Source organism: Lysobacter sp. Soil_N_51 (assembly GCF_057655755.1).
Map to the genome: position 1 here is coordinate 218,906 of NZ_JBDGLR010000003.1, position 23,529 is coordinate 242,434.

22 protein-coding genes are annotated in these 23,529 nt (G+C 67.8%); 15 read left to right on the top strand and 7 right to left on the bottom strand.

What is annotated here, in order from left to right; all coding sequences use genetic code 11:
- Window positions 1–195 precede the first annotated feature (195 nt).
- From queA to AC3A4T_RS06460, 6 genes are all read left to right on the top strand, one after another.
- Window positions 196–1,245: a tRNA preQ1(34) S-adenosylmethionine ribosyltransferase-isomerase QueA gene (queA, locus tag AC3A4T_RS06435; RefSeq protein ID WP_487674631.1), complete on the top strand. Its 1,050-nt coding sequence runs from the start codon at window positions 196–198 to the stop codon at window positions 1,243–1,245.
- A 160-nt stretch (window positions 1,246–1,405) separates the two neighbouring features.
- Window positions 1,406–2,512, top strand: coding sequence for a tRNA guanosine(34) transglycosylase Tgt (gene tgt / locus AC3A4T_RS06440; RefSeq protein ID WP_487674632.1), 1,107 nt, complete (start codon window positions 1,406–1,408; stop codon window positions 2,510–2,512).
- Between the two features lie 272 nt (window positions 2,513–2,784).
- On the top strand, window positions 2,785–3,138 hold the full coding sequence (gene yajC, locus AC3A4T_RS06445; protein ID WP_487674633.1) for a preprotein translocase subunit YajC: 354 nt from the start codon (window positions 2,785–2,787) through the stop codon (window positions 3,136–3,138).
- Between the two features lie 58 nt (window positions 3,139–3,196).
- Entirely contained in the window at window positions 3,197–5,059 is a 1,863-nt protein-coding gene (gene secD, locus AC3A4T_RS06450; RefSeq protein WP_487674634.1) for a protein translocase subunit SecD, read from the top strand.
- Between the two features lie 16 nt (window positions 5,060–5,075).
- A complete protein-coding gene (gene secF / locus AC3A4T_RS06455) occupies window positions 5,076–6,041 on the top strand; it encodes a protein translocase subunit SecF (protein WP_487674635.1) in 966 nt (321 codons plus the stop codon).
- A gap of 202 nt (window positions 6,042–6,243) precedes the next feature.
- Window positions 6,244–7,101, top strand: a complete 858-nt coding sequence (locus AC3A4T_RS06460) for a class I SAM-dependent methyltransferase (RefSeq protein WP_487674636.1) — start codon at window positions 6,244–6,246, stop codon at window positions 7,099–7,101.
- Window positions 7,102–7,261: 160 nt separating this feature from the next.
- Here the strand turns inward: AC3A4T_RS06460 and AC3A4T_RS06465 are convergent, their stop codons facing one another.
- On the bottom strand, window positions 7,262–8,080 hold the full coding sequence (locus AC3A4T_RS06465; protein ID WP_036102003.1) for an inositol monophosphatase family protein: 819 nt from the start codon (window positions 8,078–8,080) through the stop codon (window positions 7,262–7,264).
- Between the two features lie 96 nt (window positions 8,081–8,176).
- Here AC3A4T_RS06465 and AC3A4T_RS06470 point away from each other — a divergent pair, with 96 nt between their 5' ends.
- From AC3A4T_RS06470 to AC3A4T_RS06480, 3 genes are all read left to right on the top strand, one after another.
- The gene (locus AC3A4T_RS06470; RefSeq protein WP_487674637.1) at window positions 8,177–9,046 is read left to right on the top strand and encodes an RNA methyltransferase; all 870 of its coding nucleotides are present in this window, start codon (window positions 8,177–8,179) and stop codon (window positions 9,044–9,046) included.
- 217 nt (window positions 9,047–9,263) lie between these two features.
- The gene (locus AC3A4T_RS06475) at window positions 9,264–10,142 is read left to right on the top strand and encodes a phosphate/phosphite/phosphonate ABC transporter substrate-binding protein (protein WP_487674638.1); all 879 of its coding nucleotides are present in this window, start codon (window positions 9,264–9,266) and stop codon (window positions 10,140–10,142) included.
- Complete coding sequence (locus tag AC3A4T_RS06480; RefSeq protein WP_487674639.1) at window positions 10,139–12,271, top strand: putative bifunctional diguanylate cyclase/phosphodiesterase; 2,133 nt, start codon at window positions 10,139–10,141, stop codon at window positions 12,269–12,271. The genes AC3A4T_RS06475 and AC3A4T_RS06480 overlap by 4 nt, the downstream gene beginning before the upstream one ends.
- Window positions 12,272–12,407: 136 nt before the next feature.
- On the opposite strand, the gene AC3A4T_RS06485 is transcribed toward AC3A4T_RS06480, so the two are convergent.
- Window positions 12,408–13,103, bottom strand: a complete 696-nt coding sequence (locus AC3A4T_RS06485) for an exopolysaccharide biosynthesis protein (RefSeq protein ID WP_487674640.1) — start codon at window positions 13,101–13,103, stop codon at window positions 12,408–12,410.
- Window positions 13,087–14,427: a hemolysin family protein gene (locus AC3A4T_RS06490; protein ID WP_487674641.1), complete on the bottom strand. Its 1,341-nt coding sequence runs from the start codon at window positions 14,425–14,427 to the stop codon at window positions 13,087–13,089. The genes AC3A4T_RS06485 and AC3A4T_RS06490 overlap by 17 nt, the downstream gene beginning before the upstream one ends.
- A gap of 398 nt (window positions 14,428–14,825) precedes the next feature.
- Here AC3A4T_RS06490 and AC3A4T_RS06495 point away from each other — a divergent pair, with 398 nt between their 5' ends.
- Both AC3A4T_RS06495 and AC3A4T_RS06500 read left to right on the top strand, forming a co-directional pair.
- On the top strand, window positions 14,826–15,452 hold the full coding sequence (locus AC3A4T_RS06495; RefSeq protein ID WP_036102012.1) for a DUF47 domain-containing protein: 627 nt from the start codon (window positions 14,826–14,828) through the stop codon (window positions 15,450–15,452).
- Window positions 15,453–15,462: 10 nt separating this feature from the next.
- Window positions 15,463–16,590, top strand: a complete 1,128-nt coding sequence (locus AC3A4T_RS06500) for an anion permease (RefSeq protein ID WP_487674642.1) — start codon at window positions 15,463–15,465, stop codon at window positions 16,588–16,590.
- 607 nt (window positions 16,591–17,197) lie between these two features.
- On the opposite strand, the gene AC3A4T_RS06505 is transcribed toward AC3A4T_RS06500, so the two are convergent.
- Entirely contained in the window at window positions 17,198–17,605 is a 408-nt protein-coding gene (locus AC3A4T_RS06505; protein WP_046656072.1) for a hypothetical protein, read from the bottom strand.
- Between the two features lie 40 nt (window positions 17,606–17,645).
- Here AC3A4T_RS06505 and AC3A4T_RS06510 point away from each other — a divergent pair, with 40 nt between their 5' ends.
- Together AC3A4T_RS06510 and AC3A4T_RS06515 are read left to right on the top strand one after the other, a co-directional pair.
- Entirely contained in the window at window positions 17,646–17,984 is a 339-nt protein-coding gene (locus tag AC3A4T_RS06510) for an MGMT family protein (RefSeq protein WP_487674643.1), read from the top strand.
- 92 nt (window positions 17,985–18,076) lie between these two features.
- Window positions 18,077–18,805 (top strand): rhomboid family intramembrane serine protease, encoded by a 729-nt coding sequence (locus AC3A4T_RS06515; protein ID WP_487674644.1) that lies wholly within the window; start codon window positions 18,077–18,079, stop codon window positions 18,803–18,805.
- Between the two features lie 138 nt (window positions 18,806–18,943).
- On the opposite strand, the gene AC3A4T_RS06520 is transcribed toward AC3A4T_RS06515, so the two are convergent.
- Genes AC3A4T_RS06520 through AC3A4T_RS06530 form a run of 3 tightly spaced genes read right to left on the bottom strand, consistent with a single transcriptional unit; the run spans window position 18,944 to window position 21,710 of the window.
- Complete coding sequence (locus AC3A4T_RS06520; protein ID WP_487674645.1) at window positions 18,944–19,870, bottom strand: tetratricopeptide repeat protein; 927 nt, start codon at window positions 19,868–19,870, stop codon at window positions 18,944–18,946.
- Window positions 19,867–20,343, bottom strand: a complete 477-nt coding sequence (locus AC3A4T_RS06525) for a hypothetical protein (protein ID WP_487674646.1) — start codon at window positions 20,341–20,343, stop codon at window positions 19,867–19,869. The genes AC3A4T_RS06520 and AC3A4T_RS06525 overlap by 4 nt, the downstream gene beginning before the upstream one ends.
- Window positions 20,343–21,710 carry an ATP-binding protein gene (locus AC3A4T_RS06530; RefSeq protein ID WP_487674647.1) on the bottom strand — a complete coding sequence of 456 codons (1,368 nt, stop codon included), beginning with the start codon at window positions 21,708–21,710 and terminating at the stop codon, window positions 20,343–20,345. Before AC3A4T_RS06530 ends, AC3A4T_RS06525 begins: the two co-directional genes overlap by 1 nt.
- A 262-nt stretch (window positions 21,711–21,972) precedes the next feature.
- Between AC3A4T_RS06530 and AC3A4T_RS06535 the strand changes: the two genes are divergently transcribed.
- Window positions 21,973–23,115 (top strand): AAA family ATPase, encoded by a 1,143-nt coding sequence (locus AC3A4T_RS06535; protein ID WP_487674648.1) that lies wholly within the window; start codon window positions 21,973–21,975, stop codon window positions 23,113–23,115.
- Complete coding sequence (locus tag AC3A4T_RS06540) at window positions 23,112–23,528, top strand: bpX5 domain-containing protein (RefSeq protein ID WP_487674649.1); 417 nt, start codon at window positions 23,112–23,114, stop codon at window positions 23,526–23,528. The genes AC3A4T_RS06535 and AC3A4T_RS06540 overlap by 4 nt, the downstream gene beginning before the upstream one ends.
- Window position 23,529 lies beyond the last annotated feature (1 nt).

Below are 23,529 nucleotides of genomic sequence, written 5' to 3' on the forward strand. Positions count from 1 at the left end.
GCTTTGTCGGGGAGGGTCATTCGACCCGGCACGCCCCCACTTTTGCCGATCCGGCCCAACACCCGGGATAATGGCCGCCTCCCCGATCCCGGCCCCGGCATTAGCCGCGGTCCGGCATCGCCCGCGTCCGCCCGTCCGAGCCGGTTTGCACCGGCCCCGACGCCCGCGGCGCATCGCGCCTAACGATCCGGTTTCTTGAAAAAGTCCGATTTCAACTACGAACTCCCGCCCGAACTGATCGCCCAGGCGCCCCTGGCCGAGCGTTCGGCCAGCCGCCTGCTGGTGGTCCCGCCCGCTCCCGCGCCGCGCGAGGACCGGGTGTTCAGCGATCTGCCGCAACTGCTGCAGCCCGGCGACCTGCTGGTGTTCAACGACACCCGGGTGATCCCGGCGCGGCTGTTCGGGCAGAAAAGCACCGGCGGGCGGGTCGAGATATTGATCGAGCGCCTGCTCGGCGGCAGCGAAGCGCGGGCCCAGCTCGGGGTGAGCAAGTCGCCGAAGGAAGGCGCGCGCATCGCCCTGGACGCCGGCGGCGAGGCCGAGGTGCTCGGCCGCGACGGCGAGTTCTACCGCCTGCGCTTCCACGTGCCCGAATCATTGGAGCAATGGCTGCTGCACGCCGGCCGCCTGCCGCTGCCGCCGTATATCCAGCGTGAGCCTGGGCAGGACGACGACGAGCGCTACCAGACCGTGTTCGCGCGCGAGATCGGCGCGGTCGCCGCGCCGACCGCGGGCCTGCATTTCGACGAAACCCTGCTGGCGCGGCTGCGCGAACGCGGGATCGAGTTCGGCCACGTGACCTTGCACGTCGGCGCCGGCACCTTCCAGCCGGTGCGCGCCGACAGCCTCGACCAACACGTGATGCACAGCGAGTGGCTCAACGTCGGCGCCGGCCTGATCGAGCAGATCCGCCGCTGCCGCGCGCGCGGCGGGCGGGTGATCGCGGTCGGCACGACCGTGGTGCGCGCGCTGGAAAGCGCGATCCGCCTGAACCCGGCCGACGACGGCGAACTGCTGCCGTTCGCCGGCGAAACCCGCTTGTTCATCCTGCCGGGCTATCGCATCACCTCGGTTGACGGCCTGATCACCAATTTCCATCTGCCCGAAAGCACGCTGCTGATGCTGGTCTCGGCGTTCTCCGGCAAGGAGCAAGTGTTCGCCGCGTACGAACACGCGATCGCGCAGCGCTACCGGTTCTTCTCTTATGGCGATGCGATGCTGCTGTGGCCACTCGAAGCTACTTAGCTCCGCCGTCCCATAAAGAAGCGACAAAACCCCAAGCCATCCAGGTGAAGTCACCCGCGCACGACGGCAACCGGGCACCCTCGCAACCCAAGCCAATGAATCCCGACCGCTCCCACCCGCGCGACACCACATGCGCCTCACCACCTAAAGGAACCCGCGCATGAGCCGCATGTCCTTCGAATTGCTCGGCAACGACGGCGCCGCGCGCCGCGGCCGGCTGACCTTTCCGCGCGGCACGGTCGAAACCCCGGCGTTCATGCCGGTCGGCACCTACGGTTCGGTCAAGGGGATCATGCCCGAGCACGTCGCCGAGCTCGGCGCGCAGATCATTCTCGGCAATACCTTCCATCTGTACCTGCGTCCGGGCCTGGACGTGATCGGCGATCACGGCGGCCTGCACGGGTTCGCGCGCTGGAACGGGCCGATCCTGACCGACTCGGGCGGTTTCCAGGTGTTCTCGCTCGCGCACCGGCGCAAGATCACCGAGCAGGGCGTGACCTTCGCCTCGCCGGTCGACGGCAGCAAGGTGTTCCTCGGGCCGGAAGAGAGCATGAACATCCAGCGCGTGCTCGATTCGGACATCGTGATGATCTTCGACGAATGCACGCCGTACCCGGCGACCGAGGAGGTCGCGCGCAAGTCGATGGAACTGAGCCTGCGCTGGGCCGAGCGTTCGAAGAAGGCGCACGAGGGCAACGACGCGGCGCTGTTCGGCATCGTCCAGGGCGGCGTGCACCACGACCTGCGCACGCGTTCGGCCGACGGTTTGAAGGCGATCGGCTTCGACGGCTACGCGGTCGGCGGCCTGGCCGTCGGCGAGCCCGAGGAGGAGCGCAACGCCATGCTCGAACACACCTGCCCGCAGCTGCCCGAAGACCGGCCGCGTTATCTGATGGGCGTGGGCCGGCCCGAGGACCTGGTCGAATCGGTCGCGCGCGGCGTCGACATGTTCGACTGCGTGATGCCGACCCGCAACGCGCGCAACGGCCATTACTTCACCGCCCACGGCACGGTGCGGGTGCGCAACGCCAAGTACGAACGCGACCTGCGCCCGATCGAGGAAGGCTGCGACTGCTACGCCTGCCGCAACGGTTTCAGCCGCGCCTACCTGCGCCACCTGGACCGTTGCAACGAAATGCTCGGGCCGATGCTGGGCACCTTGCACAACCTGCGCTACTACCAGCGGCTGATGGCGCAGATGCGCTCGGCGATCGAGCAGGGAACCTTTGCGGCCTTCCGCGAGTCTTTCTACGCCGCGCGTGCCTGAAGGCGGTTCGCCCGCGAGGGCGAACTCCCCATCCCCCTCTCCCGTCCACGGGAGAGGGCAGGGGTGAGGGCCCACCAGCCGACCTCGACCCATCCCCCGACCGGAACCCGGAAGGCGGCCAAGTCGCCAAGGCCGCCACCGCCTGGTCCGGACCCCAGCCCAAACCGGCGAACGTCTCTAAAACCGTGCGCTGGCGCCCATTTGGGCCCCGGCCGTGGCCCCCACCCAGCCGTGGCATAATCCCCGGCTATTTTTCGCTCCAGGACTTTCCAATGAATCTGCTCGACTTCTTGATCGCTCCGGCCCATGCCCAAGCCGCTCCAGCCGCGGCGCAGGGCGGACTGTTCGGCGGCGGCCTCGGCGGCCTGATCCTGCCGCTGGTGCTGATCGCGGTGATGTACTTCCTGATCTTCCGTCCGCAGGCCAAGCGCGCCAAGGAACACCGCGGCATGCTCGAAAAGCTGTCCAAGGGCGACGAAGTGCTGACCAACGGCGGCATCGCCGGCACCGTCACCGATATCGGCGAGAACTTCATCACCGTGGAAATCGCCGCCAACGTGCGCATCCGCGTGCAGAAGGGCGCGATCGCCAACGTTTTGCCCAAGGGCACCTTGAAGTCGGCCTGAGCCGACGCCACGCCATTTTTACAAGCGGCGACCGGGGAGGTCGCCGCAGGGGTTCTCGATGCTGACCTTCGCGCGCTGGAAATACTTCGTCATCCTGCTAGTCCTTGCGGTCAGCGTGATCTACGCGCTGCCCAATGCCTACCCGCAGGACCCATCGGTACAGATTTCCGCGTCGCGCAGTGACGGCGTCCAGGTCAACGCGAGCCTGGCCAAGAAGGTCGAGAGCCTGCTGAGCCAGGCCAAGATCCCGTCCAAGTCGATCAAGGTCGAGGATCAGGGCAACCTGCTGGTGCGCCTGGAAGACACCGACCAGCAGACCCGCGCCGCCGACCTGCTGCGTCCGCAACTGGGCAACGACTACGTGGTCGCGCTGAGCCTGGCGCCGACCGCGCCGGACTGGCTGGAATTCCTGCGCGCCAAGCCGATGCCGCGCGGCCTCGACCTTCAGGGCGGCGTGCACTTCGTCATGCAGGTCGATCAGGCCAGCGCGATCGACAAGCGCCTGGACGCCTATGTCGAAGACGTCCGCTCGACCCTGCGCGACAACCGCGTGCCGTACACCTCGGTGGTCCGTCGCGGCAACGAGGCGCTGGTCGCCACGCTCGGCACCGGCGCCGACACCGCCAAGGCGCAGACCCAGTTGCGCACCGCGTTCCCGACCCTGACCCAGAATCTCCAGGATCAGACCCTGACCCTGGAAGTGCCGCAGGCCGAACTGCAGCGCATCTCGCTGGAAGCCATCGAACAGAACCTCAACACCCTGCGCAACCGCATCAACGCCTTCGGCGTGGCCGAGCCGGTGATCCAGCGCCAGGGCACCGACCGCATCGTGATCCAATTGCCGGGCCTGCAGGACACGGTCGAGGCCAAGCGCCAGATCGGCGCGACCGCGACCTTGGAATTCCGCGCGGTGATCGGCAACGAAGCCACCGCCGACGCGGCGGTGCGCGACCGCAGCGTCCCGCCGGATGCGCGCGTGTACTACACCGAGACCAAGCAGCCGCTGCTGCTGTCCAAGCGCCTGCTGGTGTCGGGCGAGCAACTGGTCAACGCCCAGCCGATGACCGATCCGCAGGACGGCCGCCAGGGCGTGTCGATCACGCTCAACAGCGTCGGCGGCCAGCGCATGCTCGACCACACCCTGGAAAACGTCGGCAAGCGCCTGGGCATCGTGTATGTCGAGCAGACCCCGATCACCTCGATCGTCGACGGCAAGGAAGTGCAGACCATCCGCACCGACGAGCGCGTGATCAACTCGGCGGTGATCCAGGGCGTGTTCGGCAAGAGCTTCCAGACCACCGGCCTGAGCGCGGAAGAGTCCAAGGCCCTGGCCAGCCAGCTCAAGTCCGGTGCGCTCGCCGCGCCGATGATCTTCGTCGAAGAGCGCGTGGTCGGCCCGAGCCTGGGCGCCGAGAACGTCAAGCGCGGCACCATGGCGGTGGCGTACTCCTTCATCTTCGCGCTGAGCTTCTTCCTGATCTATTACCGCATGTTCGGCCTGATCACCTGCATGGCGCTGGTGCTCAACCTGCTGATGGTGGTGGCGCTGATGTCGATCGTCGGCGCGACCATGAGTCTGCCCGGCTTCGCCGGCCTGGCCTTGTCGGTGGGCATGTCGGTCGACGCCAACGTGCTGATCAACGAACGAATAAGAGAAGAATTGCGCGCGGGCATACCGCCGCAGACCGCGATCGCGACCGGTTACGACAAGGCCTCGGGCACCATCTTCGACTCCAACATGACCGCGCTGCTGGCCGGCGTGGCCCTGTACGCCTTCGGTACCGGTCCGCTGCAGGGCTTCGCGATCACCATGATCGTCGGCATCCTGACCTCGGTGTTCACCGCCGTCACCGTGTCGCGCGGTATCGCCACGCTGATCTACGGTGGCAACCGCCGCAAGCTCAAGTCCATCGCGATCTGACGGGAATACTCCAGACATGAAAATTTTCCCGCTGACCCTGCTGCCGAACGACGCCAACATCAACTTCATGAAGATGCGGTGGCTGTCGATTGCCATCGCCGCCATCATCATGTTCGTCGCGATCGGGGCGATGGCGACCCGCGGTTTCAACTTCGCCCTCGACTTCACCGGCGGCAACCTGGTCGAAGTGCACCTGGACAAGTCCGCCTCGCTCGACACCATCCGCGACAAGCTGGCCGCCGACGGTTACGACAGCGCCCAGGTCCAGACCTACGGCTCGGGCAACGAACTGCTGGTGCGCCTGCAGCCGCGCGAGGGCGACGATTCCTCCGCCGCCACCGCGCACGCCGCCCAGGCGGTGATGAAGGCGGTCACCGCCAGCGGCAACACCGGCAAGATCCTGCGCAACGAATTCGTCGGTCCTCAGGTCGGCAAGGAGCTGGCCCTCAACGGTCTGTACGCGCTGATCTTCGTGGTCGTCGGCTTTCTGATCTACATCGCCTTCCGCTTCGAATGGAAGTTCGCGGTGGCGGCGATCATCACCACCTTGCACGACGTGGTCGTGGTCGCCGGCTGGTTCGCGCTCAGCGGCCACGAATTCGACCTGACCGTGCTGGCCGGCATCCTGTCGGTGATGGGCTACTCGATCAACGACACCATCGTGGTGTTCGACCGCGTGCGCGAGAACTTCCGCTCGATGCGCGCCGATCCGGAGACCATCCTCAACCGCTCGATCAACCAGACCCTGTCGCGCACGGTGATCACCTCGTTCGTGGCGTTCCTGACCGTGGTCGCGCTGTACATCTACGGCGGCGGTTCGCTGCGCGGCATGGCCGAATCGCAGATGCTCGGCATCGTCATCGGCACCGTGTCCTCGATCTTCGTCGCCTGTCCGTTGCTGACCCTGGGCTTCCTCAAGGTCACCAAGCAGGACCTGCTGCCCAAGGCCAAGGACGACGCGGCACTGGCGCGTCGTCCGTAACGGACGGCGGGTCTGGTTGGACGAAAAAGGCCGCGCACTGCGCGGCCTTTTTCTTGGGCGTGGCCGGCCGGGCGATGGCGAGGCGGGGCGTAGTCGATATCTTGGTGCCGCCGTTCGATGATGCGGTGGCAGATCGGCGTCGCCGGCCATGGCGATATCCTTATCGAATGACGCGGGTCAGACCCGACTGCATGGAGCGAAGATGTCCGCACGCAACCAACAACAGATCAGCGACTGGAACGGCCCGGTCGGCGACCGCTGGCTGACCTACAACGATTGGCTCGACGAACGCACCGCCGCCTACGGCGAGGTGGCGTTCGCGGCCGCCGCGCCGCGACCCGGCGAAGCCGTGCTCGACATCGGCTGCGGCGCGGGCGCGACCTCGCTCGCGCTGGCAAGGGCGGTCGGCACGGGCGGCAACGTGATCGGCGTGGACGTGTCCGAACCGCTGATCGGCCGCGCGCGCGAACGCGCCCAGGCCTCCGGGCTGTCGGTCGAATTCCGCCTCGCCGACGCCAGCGCGCCCTTGTTCGCGCCGCACAGCTTCGATCTGCTGTTCTCGCGCTTCGGCGTGATGTTCTTCGACGACCCGGTCGCCGCCTTCGCCGAACTGCGCAAGACCCTTAAGCCCGGCGGCCGGATCGCCTTCGCGTGCTGGCAGGAACCGGCGAAGAACGACTGGTACGTGCTGCCGTTGAACGCGATCGCCGGGATCGTCGAGCAGCCGAGCGTCGACACCAACGCGCCCGGTCCGTTCGCCTTCAGCGACCCGCAGCGGGTCGAGCGGATTCTGACCGAGGCCGGATTCGCCCAGATCGAACTGCGCGCCTTCGAAGCGCCGTTCTACTACGGCCGCGGCGACACCCGCGAGGCCATGGTCGAGGACGCGTTGCAGCAGGTGTTTCGGGTCGGGCCGATCCAGCGGCTGTTGGCGGCGCAGAGCGAAGAGGTGCGCGAGCGCGCAACGATTGCGATTCGCGCGAAGCTTGCGGAGTTGGCGAATGAGCACGGCATCGCGGTGAGCGGGGCGACTTGGGTGGTACAGGCCCGGGTTGCTTGAATAGCCGGCCGCAAGCCGCTCCAGTGCGAGGCATTGAAACGACTCCTACAGGTGGCTTGACCTGAATTCGCGACCGTTGCCGATCGATGCGCATCAATAAAAAAACGCCGCGATGAGCGCGGCGTTTTCGTTAGGACTCGGCAATTCGACTCTTGTCTTGTCAATCGAACGCAGCGGCGTAGCCCGTATTAACGATCCGATTCTGCAACGCATCGGCGATCTTCAAATTACCCGCCACCAACTGCCGCGGCGGCAAACCGCGGTTGTCCATCGGCCCAGTCGAGCGGCCCTTGAAGTCGCAGACCTTGCCGCCGGCTTCGCGCACCATCAGGGCGCCGGCGGCGATGTCCCACGGCTTCAGGCCGGCTTCGAAATAGGCGTCGGCGCGGCCGCAGGCGACGTAGGCCAGGTCGAGCGCGGCCGAGCCGGTGCGGCGCACGTCCTCGGCGTCGACCAGCAGGTTGTCCAGGCACTTGAGGTGGGCGCTGGCGCGGGCGCGTTCGCGCGGCGGGAAGCCGGTGATCAGCATCGCGCCGGTCAGGTCCTTGCGCTCGGCGATGCGCACGCGCTTTTCGTTGAGCTGGGTGCCGCTACCGCGGCTGGTGGTGAACAGGTCGTTGCGCAGCGGATCGAAGATCACGCCGTGGATCGGTTCGCCGTTTTCGCACAGCGCGATCGACACGCAGAAATGCGGGATGCCGTGCAGGTAGTTGCTGGTGCCGTCGAGCGGATCGATGACCCAGGTGAAACGGGCCTGGCCGATCGGGCCGCTTTCCTCGCCCAGGATGGCGTAGTCGGGGGTGGCGCGGCGGAATTCCTTGATGATCTCCGCTTCGGCCAGGCTGTCGACTTCGCTGGCGTAGTCCATGCGGTCCTTCTCGACGATGTTCAGCGCATCCAGGCGGTGCATGTGGCGCAGCAGCACGTTGCCGGCGGAGCGAGCGGCCTTGACCATGAGGGTGACGGCGGGTTTCTGCATGGTTTACGGCCTCGAACGGGTGAGGTGGGGCAGGACTGACGGGGATAAAGAGCGGGCCGGCGCGTATGGCCGGGGCGGGGAGTTTACCATTTGCGCATGAACTCCGATCCTCGCGAAACCACGCCGCCGCCCGAGCGGCCCGAAATTGCCAACTCCGCCGCGGCCCAGGGCGACCCCGCCGCCGCGCCCGGCGCGGCCCAACCCACCCCCGCGCCGGACCCCGCCGCCGCCCGCATCCGTATCGTCCTGGTCGGCACCCAGCACCCGGGCAACATCGGCTCGGCGGCCCGGGCGATGAAGACCATGGGCCTGTCGCGGCTGGTCCTGGTCGCGCCCGAGAAGCCGCTCGACCGCGACGCCTATGCAATGGCCGCCGGCGCCGACGATGTGCTGGAGGCCGCGCCGATCCTGCCCGACCTGGCCGCGGCGATCGCCGATTGCCACTGGGTCCTGGGCTGCACCGCGCGCAGCCGCCGGATCGCGCTGGAGGAACTCGCGCCGCGCTTCGCCGCCGAGCGCGTCGACGCCCGCGCCCGCGAGGGTGCCCAGGTCGCGCTGGTGTTCGGGCGCGAGCGCACCGGCCTGAACAACGACGAATTGCAGCTGTGCCATGCCGCGGTCCATATCCCGGCCAATCCCGATTACAGCTCGCTCAACCTCGGGGCGGCCGTGCAGGTGCTCAGTTACGAGCTGCGCATCGCCGCGCTGGCCGCGGCCGCCGCCGATCCGGCCGGCGATCATCGGGACCCGCCGGCCTCGCACGCGCAACTGGAAGGCTTCTTCGGCCAGCTCGGCGAGGCGCTCGACGCGATCGACTTCCACAAGGGCCGCGCGCCCGAATCGGCGATGCGCAAGCTGCGCCGGCTGTTCCTGCGCGCCGACCTGGACGAGCGCGAAGTGCGCCTGCTGCGCGGGGTGCTCGCCGATGTCGAGCGCATGGCGATGCTGGCCGGTCAGCGTCGCTGAGCCGCTGGGCACGGGCGGGTCGTCGCCCGGCGCGCGCGCGTGCCGCCGAGCCGTTGCGGGGGCGCAACGCGGGCGTATCGGCGCGGCGGCGGTTCGATTACGCTGCGCTGGCAATCCGACCGGGTGACTTGAGTTGATCGCTAGCGCGCGGGTTCTGAGAGTGCTGTGGGGGCTCGTCCTGGCCGGGGCGTCGGCCTGCGTCGCGGCGTCGCCCGATATGCACGACGCGCGCGGCGGCCACCCGGAAGACACCGATGCGCATGTGCTGGTGTTCGGCCGGATCAGCGACGATCCCAAGGCCCATTACAAACAGCTCAAGCCGCTGCTGGACTACGTCGTCCCGCGCATGGCCGAGGTCGGCATCCGCGAGGGCCGCATCCTGATGGCCAAGGACGTGCAGCAGATGGCCAGCTATCTGCGTCGCGGCCGGGTCGACTGGGTCAGCGAGACCGCCGGCACCGCGATGCTGCTGCGGCAGCGCGCCGACGCGCGGCCATTGCTGCTGACCGAGCGCGACGGGGTCAGCCACTACCACAGCGTGTTCTTCGCCCGTCGCGACAGCGGGCTGCGCTCGCTCGAAGACCTCAGCGGCCACAACGTCGCGTTTCAACGGCCGACCTCGACCAGCGCCTATTTCGTCCCGGCCGCGACCTTGCTCGAGCGCGGCCTGACTCTGGAAATCCTGCTGTCGCCGACCGACCGCATCAACCGCGGCGGGGTCGGTTATCTGTTCGCGCGCTCCGAGCTCAACATCTCGACCTGGGTGCACAAGCGCCTGGTCGATGCCGGGGTGATGAGCAACCTGGACTGGAACAACCCGCGGCGAATGCCCGAAGCCTTCCGCCGCGACCTGATCGAGATCGGCCGCAGCGAGGACTATCCGCGCGCGCTGGAAGTCGTGCGCGGCGATCTCGACCCGAAGGTCGCCGCGCGCCTGCGCGAGGTGCTGATGGATGCGGCCGGCGATCCCGATGCCGGCGAAGCACTGCTGCGCTTCTTCAAGACCACCCGCTTCATGCCGATCGACGCCGAATCGCAGCGCGCGCTGGACCATATCGGTTCGGGCGTGGCGCAGGTGCGCGCGGAGGTCGAATGAGACTGCGCGCCGGCCTGCAGGCCAAGTTCCTGTCGATCATGGCGGTGGCGTTTCTGGTCGTGGTCACGCTGATCGCGCTGTTGCTGTATCGGCAGGAACGCATTCAGGCCGAAGTGGTCGGGGTCAGCCGCGACGCGATGCGCGACAGCTTCGTCGAAAGCCTGCGCCGCCACGGCGAAGGCGAGGTGGCGCAGCTCGCCGGCTCGCTGACCAATCCGCTGTATTACTTCGACCTGGACGCGATCGGCGAACTCAGCCGCGCGGCGCTGGCCAATCCGGGCGTGCGCTACGTGATCGTCTACGACAGCGACGGCAACATCGTCCACGACGGCAGCGAGGAGATTCCCAGCTACGGCAAGCGCATGGACGATGCAATGGCCAGGCAGGTGGTCGCCGCGGGCGCGCTGCACACCCAATGGGGCGAGAACACCTTCGACGTGTCGATGCCGATCAAGATCGGCCAGCAGCGGCTCGGCGGCGTGCGCGTGGGTTACGACCTCAAGGCGATGCGCACCTATCAGGACAGCGCGCTCGATCAACTGCGGCGACGGCTGGAGGAACTGGGCCGGCGCCAGCTGCTGTGGGTCGGGCTGCTCAGCGTCGGCCTGCTCGCGCTCGGCGTGCTGATGGTGTGGCTGATCCAGCGTTGGCTGGTCAAGCCGATCCGCGAACTCGCCGACGCGGCCCAGGCGATCGAGAACGGACAGTTCGACAGCGCGCCGCCGGCCGGGCATCCCAACGACGAAGTCGGCGACCTGATGCATGCGTTCAGCCGCATGAGCCACAGCCTCGCGCGCCACGACCGCGATATCCGCCGCATGGCCTACACCGACGCGCTGACCGGGCTGGCCAACCGGCTCGCGTTTCGCGAGTGGCTGGACCAGCGCTTGCTGCATCTGCGCGGCGACGGCGGCCAGCTCGGTCTGTTGTTCGCCGACATCGACGATTTCAAGCGCGTCAACGATACCCTCGGCCACGACGCCGGCGACGATGTGCTGCTGCAGTTCGCCCAGCGCATCCAGGACACGGTGCGCCGGATCGGCGGCGAACGCGCGCTGCTGGCGCGCTTCGGCGGCGACGAGTTCGTGATCCTGGTCGAGGGCAGCCGCGAGCGCAACGGCGAGGCGCGCACCGTCGCCACGCATCTGGCCGAAGTGCTGGTGGCCGAACTCGGCCAGCCGATCGTGGTGCACGATCGTCAGGTTTTCCTGGGTACGTCGATTGGCGTGACCCTGTATCCGGAAGACGCGTCCGGCGCGACCGCGCTGATGAAGAACGGCGACATCGCCATGTACCAGGCCAAGGTCGCGGGCAAGAACTGCTATCGCTTCTACAGCCGGGCGATGGATCAGGCGGTGGAGCGCCGGGTTCACCTGGAGCACGAACTGCGCGGTGCCTGGGATCGCGGCGAACTGAGCCTGGTGTATCAACCGGTGTTCCGTCTTGCCGACGGCAAGATGGTCGGCGCCGAAGCGCTGCTGCGCTGGAAGCATCCCGAGCAGGGCCTGATCGCGCCGTCGGTATTCATCGATGTCGCCGAGCAGAGCGGCCTGATCGAAACCCTCGGGCCGCAGGTGTTGCGCGCGGCCTGCGAGGACGCGGTGTCGTGGCGCAATACGCGCATCGGCGCGGAGTCGCTGTTCGTATCGGTCAATGTTTCGCCGCGTCAGTTGCGCAGCGGCGACCTGCCCAACGTGGTCGCGGCCTGTCTGCACGAAACCGGATTGCCCGCGCAGCAGCTGCATCTGGAACTCACCGAGACCGCGGTGATCGGCGACGAGGTCCACGCCAGCAGCCTGCTGTCGCGGCTGCGCGCGAGCGGGGTGAAGGTGTGGCTGGACGACTTCGGCACCGGGTTCTCCGGCCTGAGCCATCTGCGCCGGGTGCCGGTGGACGGGGTCAAGATCGACCGCAGTTTCATCGCCGACGTGCTGCGCGACCCCGACGACCTGGCGCTGACCACCGCGATCATCGCGATGGCGCATTCGCTGGGCATCATCGTCGTCGCCGAGGGCGTGGAGAAGGAAGGCCAGTACGCGGTGTTGCGCGAGCGCGGCTGCGATCTGGCGCAGGGCTACTGGCTGGGGCATCCGGTGAATGCGCAGGAGTTTTTGCTGCTCTTGGGGTGAAGCTGGAAATGAGTGGAGAGGAGTGAGGAGTGAGTAAGGCAGGAGTGAGTGGAGAGAAGTGAGGAGTGAGTTACGGACGTTGCGCTTTTACTCACTCCTCACTCCTCTCCACTCACTCCTGTGCACTCGTCTTTTCTCAGCTTCCAAGCTTCGCCCGAGCCAACGCGATCCACTCCGCCGCCGCCTGCGCCAGGCTGCCCGACAGCACCCCGAACACCGCCACCGCGATCACCCCGGCGACCCAGGCGATGCCCATCAGCTTGCCGTCGCGTTCCAGCAGCGCGAACGCGAACAACAGCAGCAATGCGCCGAACAGGAAATTGGTGAACGGGATCGGCAGCGACAGCAGAATGCCGAGCAACACCAGCAGCAAACCGGTGAAGGCATTGGCGGCGCGATGATCGAGCAGCGCGGTCGCGCGCGGGCTGACGAAACGCTCCAGCCGGGTCAGCCATGGCGCCAGCAGGTTGCGGAACCTGGCCATCGCGCCGCGGTGCGGGCCGCGCCGGGCGATGAAGCCCGGCAGCCACGGCCGGCGCAGGCCGATCAGCAACTGCAGGCCGACCAGCACCACCAGCGGGCCGCTGACTGCGCCGCCCACGCCCGGGATCGGGATGAAGGCGGGCAAGGTGGAGACGAACAGCAGCATGCCGAACGAGCGGTTGCCCAGGCCGTTGAACACGTCGCCGAACTTGACCACCTCGTCCGGATCGCCGGCGACGATGGCGTCGAGCAAGGCGCGGGTGCCGGCCTCGTGGACGCCGCCGCGGCGCGCGCCGCGGTCGCCGCCGCGCTTGCCGTCGTCCGGCCCGCGGTCAGCCGCTGCCGTCATCGTCGGTGGACTCGGCGAGCTTGGGCAGTTGCCGGTGCAGCAGCAGCTTGTCGATGCGCGGGCCGTCCAGGTCGATCACTTCGATCCGCCAGCCGTGCCAAGCGAAATGCTCGCCCACATGCGGAATGCGGCCGAAGTGGGCGATCACCATGCCGGCCACGGTATGGAAGTCGTGCTCGTCCTCGTTCGGCAGGCGCCCGCCGCCGATCACTTCGCGCAGCTCTTCCACCGGCAGCGCGCCGTCGATCAGATACGAGCCGTCCTCGCGCTGCACCACCGGCCCGGCCTGATCGTCGGACTCGGCGGTCTGGACCCGGCCGATCACCGCGCCCATCAGATCGTTGACGGTGATCAAACCGGTCACATCGCCGTATTCGTCGACCACCAGCGCCAGCGACTGCTGTTCCTCGCGGAAGATTTCCAGCAGCTTGAGCGCGTGGGTGGATTCGGACACGAACAAGGCTTCGGTCAACTGGCCGAACAGGTCCGGCAGATTGCCCACGCCGAGGTTGCGCAGCAGCGACTTGGCCTCGAGCACGCCGAGCACGTCCTGATCGCTGCCGCGGTAGACCGGGAAGCGCGAGAACGGCGACTCGCGCATCGCCGCGAGGTTGTCCTCGATCGAAGCGCTGGCGTCGAGCCAGGTGATGCGGGTGCGCGGCGTCATCAGGCTGTCGGTGGTGCGATCGCCCAAACTCAGCACGCGATTCATCATCTTGCGTTCGTCGGCGTCGATCACGCCCTGCTCGTGGCTTTCGCTCACCAGCAGGCGAATCTCTTCTTCGCTGATCTCGCTGCGCGCGTCGTCCTTGATCCCGAGCAGACGCAGCACCAGGCGATTGATCGCGCCCAGGGTGGCGACGACCGGCTTAGCGAAGCGGGCGAGCCCGGCCAGCACGATCGCGACCGAACTTGCGATCTTTTCGGGGTTGGTCAGGGCCAGGCGCTTGGGGATCAGCTCGCCGAAGATCACGCTGGCGGCGGTGATCAGGGTGACCGCGGTGCCGATGCCGATGGTGCGCGCGTACTCGGCCGCGCCCGGGAAGATGCCGCCGATCCAGCCGGCGATCGCCAGGCCGATCGACTCACCGCCGAAGGTGCCGGTCAGCACGCCGATCGCGGTGATGCCGACCTGCACGGTCGACAGCAGGTTGTCGGGGTGTTCGGCCAGCTGCAGGGCCATGCGGGCGCCGCGGCTGGGGTGGGTCGGGTTGTCGGCCATCTGCTTCAGGCGCAGCTTGCGCGAGGTCATCAGCGCCATCTCCGACATCGCGAAGAAGGCGTTGAGGACGATCAGGGCCATGACGATCAGTAGTTCCAGCATCGGCAATGCCTCCTGTGGCCGGTGGGTTCACGGAAGGAGCGCGCATTGCGGGCGGAACGGGCCGGGACGTGCCGGCTGGGTCGCGGTTTTGGGTCGTCGTCCATGGGTTGCGGGGGAAACGGGAGGGAAAGGCGGCATGGCCGGAGCCGGACCGGGGCCGATCTTAGCAGGCATTCGCGACGGTCCTTCGTGAAAGCGACCCGGCGCCGCTGACGCCCGGTCCGATCCGCGACGGCGTTTTTGCGAAGCGCGACGCCCGTCCGGACAGGCCAAGGTGGGCGCGGCGTCTTCAAACGGTCATAATCGCGCCCGCAAACCCGTGCCGGCCCAGCCGGCGCCAGAACACCCACCGGCACGGCCGGCAAATCAGCGGCTTACCGGCCCAGAGGCTTTCCAGCATGTTTTCCCTGCAGACCATTTTCGGCCAAGGCAACCAGTTCTATACCCTGCTCGAGGAGGCCGCCATCGCCGCCCACGACAGCACCAAGGCCCTGCACGGCATGCTCAAGGCCGCCGACCGCCAGCCCGCGCTGGACGCGTTCAAGCTCGCCCGCCAGCGCGAGCGCGAGGCCTCCGACAAGATCAGCCAGGAGCTGGTCGACAGCTTCATCACCCCGATCGAGCGCGAGGACATCGAGTCGCTGAGCACCGCGCTGTACAAGATCCCCAAGCAGGTCGAGAAGTTCGCCGACCGCTATTCGCTGGCCACCCGCCACCTGGAACACATCGACTTCGCGCCGCGCGCGGCGATGCTGGAGCAGGCCGCCGAGGTCGTGGTCAAGATGGTCCACCAGCTGCGCCATCTCAAGCTGGAGCCGATGAAGGCGCTCAACGACCAGTTGCGCGCGCTGGAGAACGAGGCCGACCGCCTCATGCTGGAGCTGTACCGCGACATCTACTCCGGCCAACTCGACAACCTGCAGATGTTCTTGCTGAAGGAGTTCTTCGAGATCCTGGAAAAGGCGATCGACCGCTGCCGCGAGGCCGGCGTGGTCGCCTACCAGATCGTCCTGAAAAACTCCTGAGGCGCGCGCGATGCTTACGCTCGTCATCGTGGTAGTGCTGGCCGCGCTGATCTTCGAATACGTCAACGGTTTCCACGACACCGCCAACTCGATCGCCACCGTGGTCGCGACCAAGGTGCTGTCGCCGATGCAGGCGGTGATCCTGGCCGCCTCGACCAATCTGGTCGGCGCGCTGTGGGGTACCGCGGTGGCCAAGACCATCGCTTCGGGTCTGATCGACGCCGGCGTGGTCGAGGTCGGTTCGCAGCTGCTGCTGTGCGCGCTGCTCGGCGGCATCATCTGGAACCTGATCACCTGGTGGCTGGGCCTGCCGTCCTCGTCCTCGCACGCCCTGATCGGCGGCCTGTGCGGCGCGGCGGTCGCGGCCTCGTCGAACAACTGGCACGCGGTGGTCTGGTCGCATCCGGCCGAGCCGATCTGGAAAAGCGCCGGCGTGCTGTGGAAGGTGATCGTGCCGATGTTCACCTCGCCCGTGCTCGGTTTCGCCGCCGGTTTCCTGGTGATGGGCGTGCTGTTCGCGCTGATCTCGTTCATGGCCCGCAGCGGCGGCGTGCTGCGCCGGCTGGCGCGGCCGCGCTGGGTCAACGGCTTCTTCGGCAAGGCGCAGCTGCTCAGCGCCGCCGGCATGGGCTTCGCCCACGGCATGAACGATGCGCAAAAGACCATGGGCATCATCGCCCTGGCCCTGATCAGCGCGCAGGCCGCCGGCACCCTGGACAACCTGCCGGCGTGGCTGGCGTTCCTGCACCCTTCGCCCGAAGCGATCGCCAACAACGACATCGACACCTGGATCAAGCTGACCTGCGCGGTGGTGATGGCCGCCGGCACCGCCGCGGGCGGCTGGCGCATCATCAAGACCCTGGGTCACAAGCTGGTCAAGCTGCACCCGATCCACGGCTTCGCCGCCGAGACCAGCGCCGCGACGGTGATCATGCTCGCCTCCTCGCTAGGCATCCCGGTCTCGACCACCCACAACATCTCCGCCGCGATCATGGGCGTGGGCACGGCCAAGCGCTTCAACTCGATCAAGTGGACCGTGGTCGAGAAGATGATCTGGGCGTGGATCCTGACGATTCCGGCCGCGGGCGGGATCGCGTATGGGTTGTTTGAGTTGATGCGATTCTTCGGGTGGATTTGATCGTCGCGGGGAAGAGCGCGGTGCCGCGGTAAAGATAACGGCTCGTATAACTACGCAAAAGGCCCGCGCATGCGGGCCTTTTGTTTGTGGCGCGATTGGGGTTTCAACGCGATCTTCCGAGTCGTCATCCTCGCGAAGACGGGGGGCAGAGACTTCAGCCTGATTTTTCAGACCGGCATTCCCGCGAACGCGGTGATCCAGAGCCTTCAACGCGATCCTTCAAGTCGTCATTCCCGCGAACGCGGGCTCCGCTTTACTTCGGCGAAGCCGAACATCCAGTGACTTTGACGTTGGTACGAATGGTGCGTCGCTCCAGAAGGAGACGGCTAAAATCACTGGATGTTCGGCTTCGCCGAAGTAAAGCGGAGCCCGCCTTCGCGGGAATGACGGTCTGGTGGGCGCGCGGGCGTTGTCTGGATGCGCCTAGGACGATATCGCGCGGCGATGAAATACGTCGATGCAATACGCCGACGCCACGGACGATGCGACGGAACCAAGATCGCGCCGCAGCTGGAGCAAGCGCGGTCGCGGCTCGCGCCGCTCCTACAGGTAGCCCATGTAGGAGCGGCGCGAGCCGCGACCGCGAAAATCAAACCACGACGAATGCTTAAAGCAGATCCCCATTAGCCGACAACACCCGCTCCATCCGGTCGCCCACGCCGCCGATCTCCATCACCAGGCGCTGCACCTCGGCCGCGTCCAGGGTTTCCAGCGGACGGTTCTCGCACAGTTGCAGGTACGGCACGCCGTCGAGGTCGCCGATCGCCAGATAACCGACGTGGCTTTCCCAGTTGAACGCCAGCGCGCGGCGCGCGTCCAGGCCGGTGGTCGGGGCGACCGCGGTGCTTACGCGCAGGAACGCGCGGCCGTCGTCGTCCTCGATCTCGGACAGGAACAGGGCCTGATGGCGGGTGCCCTGTTCGAGCGACAGCTCGATGCAGATCACGCTCTCGTCGTGAACGGTGAGATGGAACCCGGCCCGGGTCAGTTGATGGCGGATCTGTTCGAATTGCATGGGGGCGACTCCTGCGCGTTGCAGCGCATATGCTACCGCGATGGACAGCGAAACTGCCGCCAAACGCATCCGCGCCGCGATCCGCGCCATTCCCAAGGGCGAAGTCGCCGGTTACGGCGAGGTCGCGCGCCGCGCCGGGCTGCCCGGCCGCGCGCGTCTGGTCGCGCGCCTGCTCAGCGAAAACGACGACCCCAAACTGCCCTGGCACCGGGTATTGCGCTCGGACGGCCGGATCGCGCTGCCGGAAGGCTCCAAGGGCTATCGCGAGCAGTGCCAACGGCTGCGCGCGGAAGGGGTGACGGTCGAAAGCGGCCGGGTCCGCGGCCAGCGCGCCGCGCCGACCATCGACGCGCAGATCTGGGGACCGCCGGAGGACTGAACGCCTCCTGCGCGGGCGCGCGGCTTGCACGCGGCGCTCACGTCCTCGCGGCGCGCTCGCGGCTACCATAGCGCCCGCCCCGAGGAGTCGCGATGTTTTCCAGTATCCCGTCGATCACCCGCCGACTGTTGATCGCCAATGTCGTCGTATTCGTCCTGCAATCGCTGCTGGGCCTGAGCGAGTCCACCCGCGCCTGGCCATTGTGGTTCGAGCTGTGGCCGTGGGTGCCGTCGCAGTTCGAAGTCGACGGCCCGGGCTTCATGCCGTGGCAGTTGCTGACCTCGGGTTTCATGCACGGCGGCATCGGCCATCTGGTGTTCAACATGCTCGCGCTGGTGATGTTCGGCGCGTCGCTGGAATACCACTGGGGCGCAAGACGCTATGCGATCTATTACTTCGTCTGCCTGATCGGTTCGGCGTTGCTGCAGTTGCTGTTCGCGTCGATCGCGATCTACGAGGGCCAGTTGTATCTGACCCTGGGCGCGTCGGGCGCGATCTATGGCTTGCTGCTTGCGTACGGCATGTTGTTTCCCAATCGCCGCGTCACCTTGCTGCCGTTCCCGATCGTGCTCAAGGCGCGCACCCTGGTGATCATCTACGCGCTGGCGTCGGTGTTCTACGGCGTGTTCACCACCGGCACCGGCGTGGCCCATTTCGCCCATCTGGGCGGGATGATCGTGGGCTGGGTGGTGATCCGCTATTGGCGCAAGTACCCGCCGAAGAACGGCGGCGGCGGTAACAGCGACGCCGCCCGCCGCGATGCGCGGCTGGAGGCGATTCGCCAGCGGCGGCGCGCTTCGAAGTTGCGAGTGGTGAAATAGGCGCGTCTGGTTCGTTGCATCGCGGGTAGGAGCGGCGTGAGCCGCGACCGCGAACCACGATAGCGTCGTAGCCGCGGTTTCGCGGTCGCGGCTCGCGCCGCTCCTACAGTCTGGAACGCGGCGATCTCGTTGTCGTAGTCAGAAGCCCGGCCGCAACTTCACCTGCTCAAGTTCCTTCTTGACCGACCGCCAGAACAGGCTCGGCGCGATCCAGGTATAGGCGCAGAACAGCAGCCACGCGTACGACAGCGGACCGGTCCATTGCGGCAGACCGTTCTGCGGCAGCGCGATCAAGGCGATGCGGTAGATCAGGAACATGCCGATCAGCAGCATCACCGCGCGGGTGCGCGAGCCGGCGCTGATGAAACTCTGGAAACGCCACCACAGGCCCAGCAGCCAGCTGCGCCGCGCCTTGACTGCGGCCATCAGGGTCAGCGCTTCGCCGTCCATCGGATCGATCTGCAAGGCCCACGCGGCGTGATCGCGCGCGCTGTCGGTGCGGCCGGCGGCGAGTTCGCAGTGACCGAGCACGCACAAGGCCTCGACGTGTTCGGGATGGCCGCGCAGCACGTCGCGCGCCAACGCTTCGGCGCGCGCGCGATCGCCGCGGCGCAGTTCCAGCGAGGCGAGCAGGGCCGGGTAATCGGGATCGTCCGGGTCGAGTTCGCAGGCGCGGCGCGCTTCCTCCAGCGCCTGCGCGTCGCGGCCCCAGGCCAGGTACAGGCGGGCGTAGGCGTCGGCGATCGCGGCCGAGTCGGGTTGCAGTTCGCGCGCCGAGTCCAGATGCGCCTGCGCCTGTTTCAGATTGCGCCGCGCGATCGCCGCGACCGCGGCGGCGAGGTGGGCGAACGGCGAGTCGGGTTCGAGTTCGAGCGCGCGCGCGGCTTCCAGCTCGGCCGCGTGCAGGCGCTGGCGCTTGATCAGGCACAGCGACAGAAACGCATGCGCGTCGGACTGGTCCGGGTCTTCGCCGAGCGCCTGCAGCAGCATGGCGATGGCGTCGTCGATCTGGCCGTTGGCGTAATAACGCTCGGCCATGCGGTAAAAATGATCGTGCCGGCTCATTGCAGCACCATCCGCAGCATCAGCGGCCAGCCGCTCATGTCGAGCGCGCCGCGTCCGACCACCGCGAGCAGGATCATCAGCGGCATGCCGTTGCGCGGCTCGCCGCCGTAGTGCTCGAAGATTTCGAAACAGCGTTGCTGCATCAGATACAGCGCATAGGCCACGCCGACCTTGAGCAGCAACAACGACAAGAACGCGTAGGCCTGATGCTCGGGCCGCAGCCAGCCGCTGCCCAGCAGCACGCCGATGGTGAACACCAGCGCGACGGTGCCGAACACGCTCAGCGCGACGCAGGCCCATTCGCGGCCGCGGGTCGGGCTGCCGAGCGCGGCGCTGTTGAACGCGAACCAGGCCAGGCCGAAGCCGCCGCCGGCGAGCATCAAAGTCAGCAACGGCCACAACGGGTCGACCGCGTAACGCGACAGTCCGGACGGACGCGGTTCGTCCGGCAAGCGATAGGGCAGGGTCGCCATCAGCCGCCTCCGTGGCGCTTGAGGAAATCCAGCACCTCGTCGTACTGACCGCCCTGGTTGGCGTAGCGCGCGTGATTGCGCGCGGTGGTCAGCCATTCCAGCGTGGTCGAACGCGTGTCCTTGAGCGCGGCGCGCAGGTGGGTCATGGTCAACGGGCTTTCGCGGCCTTGTTCGATCGAATCCTCGATCGCTTCGTCGATCGCGGTTTCGACCAGGTTGCGCAGGTCGGCGCCGGAGAACCCCGAGGTCAGCCGCGCCAGTTCGCCCGCGTCGATGCCCTCGCCGAGCGGGCGATCGTGCAGCAGCAGATCGACGATCGAGCGCCGCGCGGTTTCGTCGGGCGGCGGCACGAACAACACGCGGTCGAAGCGGCCGGGCCGGCGGAACGCGGCGTCGACCGCCCACGGCACGTTGGTCGCGCCGAGGATCAGCACGCCGTGGTTGTTCTGGGCGAAGCCGTCGAGTTCGGTCAGGAACTGGCTGACCAGCTTGGCCGAGGTCGCCTCGCGCGAATACTGGCGCTTGCCGCCGATCGCCTCGACTTCGTCGAAGAACACCACCGCCGGCGCGGTGCGCCGCGCGGTTTCGAAGATCGCGTGCAGCTTGCGCTCGGACTCGCCGATATACATGTCGAGCACGTCGGTGATCGCCACGTTGTAGAACTTCGCCCCGCACTCGCCGGCCGTGGCGCGCGCGAGCAGGGTCTTGCCGCAGCCGGGCGGGCCGTACAGCAGGATGCCGCCGCCGGAGCGGCGCTTGAAACGCTCGAACAGCGAGGGCTTGAGGAACGGGGTGATGATGCGGCGGCGGATCTGATGCTTGACCTCGTCGAGCCCGCCGACGTCGCCGAACGCGATCCGCGCCTGCGACGGCTGCAACAGCCGGGTCACGTCGTCGGCGTCGGTGTCGTCGTTGGACAGGCTGGTCTGCGCGCCGGGCCGCAGGCCTTCGGACTGTTGGCGCTTGGCGTTGGCGAAGGAAATCACCTTGCCGGCCAATTCGTTAGCGAGCGCGGCGTCTTCCAGCGCGGGATTGAGCGCGACCGCCTGCTGGTACAGCCCGCGCGCGTGTTCGCGATCGCCTTCGGCCAGGCGCAGGCGGGCGAGCGCGAACAGCGCGGCGGCGGAATCGTCCGGGGCGATCCGGGCGACCAGTTCGTCGCGGCCGTGTTGCAGCAGCACGCGCACCGCGGCGTCGCGCTGGGTCGGGTCGTTGAGCAGATCGTCGCCGGCCAGTTCGAGCGCGCGGGTCAGCGCGTCGGCATCGGCCTCGGCCAGGCAGGCGTTGACCACCAGCATCCGCAGGGCCGGGTTCTGCGGACTGGCCGCGAGCGCGGCGAGCAGGTCGTCGAGAGAGGTGTCGGGCATGGCGTGAGCGGGGTCCTGGCCGGTGTCGCGAAACGATAGGGTAATGAAAAATCGGTCGGCGCAGGCCGTTCATGTGTCAGCGCCGCGGCGGTCGCGACGGCGCCGCGCGCGATCCTCGCATGCCGTGGTTGCGGGACGCGCGGGCGCGCGCCTACAGTGCGCGATGTGGCGCCGGTCGCAAGCCGAACGCGCGCCGCGTCCCGTCCGCACGTCGCCGTTGTCCGCCCCGCGCGGGCCGCCAAGGATCCAGGCCGTCCACTCCATGACTCTTCCGATCGAACCCTCCGCCGCGCAGCAGGCCGCGGCCCGCGTCCGCGATGCCGTGCATTCGGCCACCGTCGGCCTGATCGAACGCGAGCAGCTCGCCGAACTGATCGTGCTCGCCGCGGTCGCGCGCGAGCATCTGCTGATCCTCGGCCCGCCCGGCACCGCCAAGAGCGCGGTCGTGCGCCGCGTCGCCAGCGCCTTGGGCGGGCGTTATTTCGAATACCTGCTGGGCCGTTTCACCGAGCCGTCGGAACTGTTCGGCCCGGTCGACCTGCGCCGGCTGCGCGAGGGCGTGGTCGAGACCGATGTCAGCGGCATGCTGCCGGAGGCCGAGGTCGCGTTCCTCGACGAAGTGTTCCTGGGTTCTACCGCGATCCTCAACACTTTGCTCGGCGTGCTCAACGAGCGCCGTTTCCGCCGCGGTCACACCCAGATCGAATGCCCGCTGCGGGTGTGCGTCGGCGCGGCCAATGCCTTGCCCGACGACGAATCGCTGGCCGCGTTCGCCGATCGTTTCCTGCTGCATCTGTTCGTCGAGCCGGTGCCGGATCATCAGCTCGAAGCCTTGCTCGAAGGCGGCTGGCAGTCCGAGCGCGCGCCGCTGGCGCATCGCACCGAATTGTCGGACATCGACGGACTCAGCCGGCGCGTGCCGCTGGTCGATCTGACCCACGCGCGCGGCTTGCTCGCCGATGCGATCCGTAAATTGCGCGGCGCCGGCCTGAGCCTGTCGGACCGCCGCATCGTCAAGGTCCAGCGCCTGATCGCCGCGGCCACCGTGCTGGCCGGCCGCGACACCGCGACCGATGCCGACCTGTGGCCGCTGTTCTACGTCATGCCGACGCGCGAGGCGCAGGCCAGCGCCCAGGACGTGTTGCGCGATTCGATGTCGGCCGCGGCCAATCCGACCCTGCGCGCCGCGGTCGAACACGCGGTGCTGCAGCCGGTGTCGCGCGCCGCGCGTCTGGTCGAAGCCGCGCGCAGCTGTCTGCAGGTCGGCGCCGACGCACCTGGCGCGGCGACCATCGCCGAAGCGTTGCTGCGCGAGATCGATGCGAATTTCGACGCGAAATCGCTGCCTTCCGAACTCGCCGCCGAACGCGCGCGGCTGATCGAACGGGTCGCGACGCCGACATGAAGTGGGGTTGGCGGAGCGAAGCCGATCCGCCGCCGCCGCAGGGCGCGGTCGGGGTCGGCGCGGCGGCGCAGGGGCTGCTGGACGCGATCGAGCGTCTGGACGAGGCCGTGCGCGAGCGCCTGATGCTGACCGCCAACGACGATGCGGTGATCGTGACCGGCGCGGCGCAATCGCTGCCGTGGAGCGAGGGCGTGGCCTATGTCGCGCCGCGCGCCGATGCGCCGGCGCTGTGGCTGTCGACGGTGGAACGTCCCGACCTGCCGTTGGACCTGTTGCATCGCGCGATCGCGCGCCGGCATCCGCAGTCGCCGTTGTTGTTGCTGCGCGAACCGGCGCAGATCGTGCCGCTGCATCGCGCCTTGCCGGCGACGGCGGCGCTGATCGCGCAGATCCGCGCCCATTGGCGGAGCTGAG

What these genes read in the sequence shown, in the direction of transcription:
- AC3A4T_RS06465 (WP_036102003.1), bottom strand. Translation starts at nt 8,080, where the DNA reads ATGCAGAAACCCGCCGTCACCCTCATGGTCAAGGCCGCTCGCTCCGCC.
- AC3A4T_RS06515 (WP_487674644.1), top strand. Translation starts at nt 18,077, where the DNA reads ATGTTTTCCAGTATCCCGTCGATCACCCGCCGACTGTTGATCGCCAAT.
- AC3A4T_RS06470 (WP_487674637.1), top strand. Translation starts at nt 8,177, where the DNA reads ATGAACTCCGATCCTCGCGAAACCACGCCGCCGCCCGAGCGGCCCGAA.
- AC3A4T_RS06500 (WP_487674642.1), top strand. Translation starts at nt 15,463, where the DNA reads ATGCTTACGCTCGTCATCGTGGTAGTGCTGGCCGCGCTGATCTTCGAA.
- AC3A4T_RS06510 (WP_487674643.1), top strand. Translation starts at nt 17,646, where the DNA reads ATGGACAGCGAAACTGCCGCCAAACGCATCCGCGCCGCGATCCGCGCC.
- AC3A4T_RS06530 (WP_487674647.1), bottom strand. Translation starts at nt 21,710, where the DNA reads ATGCCCGACACCTCTCTCGACGACCTGCTCGCCGCGCTCGCGGCCAGT.
- yajC (WP_487674633.1), top strand. Translation starts at nt 2,785, where the DNA reads ATGAATCTGCTCGACTTCTTGATCGCTCCGGCCCATGCCCAAGCCGCT.
- AC3A4T_RS06475 (WP_487674638.1), top strand. Translation starts at nt 9,264, where the DNA reads ATGCACGACGCGCGCGGCGGCCACCCGGAAGACACCGATGCGCATGTG.
- AC3A4T_RS06460 (WP_487674636.1), top strand. Translation starts at nt 6,244, where the DNA reads ATGTCCGCACGCAACCAACAACAGATCAGCGACTGGAACGGCCCGGTC.
- AC3A4T_RS06495 (WP_036102012.1), top strand. Translation starts at nt 14,826, where the DNA reads ATGTTTTCCCTGCAGACCATTTTCGGCCAAGGCAACCAGTTCTATACC.
- AC3A4T_RS06540 (WP_487674649.1), top strand. Translation starts at nt 23,112, where the DNA reads ATGAAGTGGGGTTGGCGGAGCGAAGCCGATCCGCCGCCGCCGCAGGGC.
- AC3A4T_RS06505 (WP_046656072.1), bottom strand. Translation starts at nt 17,605, where the DNA reads ATGCAATTCGAACAGATCCGCCATCAACTGACCCGGGCCGGGTTCCAT.
- secD (WP_487674634.1), top strand. Translation starts at nt 3,197, where the DNA reads ATGCTGACCTTCGCGCGCTGGAAATACTTCGTCATCCTGCTAGTCCTT.
- AC3A4T_RS06535 (WP_487674648.1), top strand. Translation starts at nt 21,973, where the DNA reads ATGACTCTTCCGATCGAACCCTCCGCCGCGCAGCAGGCCGCGGCCCGC.
- AC3A4T_RS06490 (WP_487674641.1), bottom strand. Translation starts at nt 14,427, where the DNA reads ATGCTGGAACTACTGATCGTCATGGCCCTGATCGTCCTCAACGCCTTC.
- secF (WP_487674635.1), top strand. Translation starts at nt 5,076, where the DNA reads ATGAAAATTTTCCCGCTGACCCTGCTGCCGAACGACGCCAACATCAAC.
- AC3A4T_RS06525 (WP_487674646.1), bottom strand. Translation starts at nt 20,343, where the DNA reads ATGGCGACCCTGCCCTATCGCTTGCCGGACGAACCGCGTCCGTCCGGA.
- tgt (WP_487674632.1), top strand. Translation starts at nt 1,406, where the DNA reads ATGAGCCGCATGTCCTTCGAATTGCTCGGCAACGACGGCGCCGCGCGC.
- AC3A4T_RS06480 (WP_487674639.1), top strand. Translation starts at nt 10,139, where the DNA reads ATGAGACTGCGCGCCGGCCTGCAGGCCAAGTTCCTGTCGATCATGGCG.
- AC3A4T_RS06485 (WP_487674640.1), bottom strand. Translation starts at nt 13,103, where the DNA reads ATGACGGCAGCGGCTGACCGCGGGCCGGACGACGGCAAGCGCGGCGGC.
- AC3A4T_RS06520 (WP_487674645.1), bottom strand. Translation starts at nt 19,870, where the DNA reads ATGAGCCGGCACGATCATTTTTACCGCATGGCCGAGCGTTATTACGCC.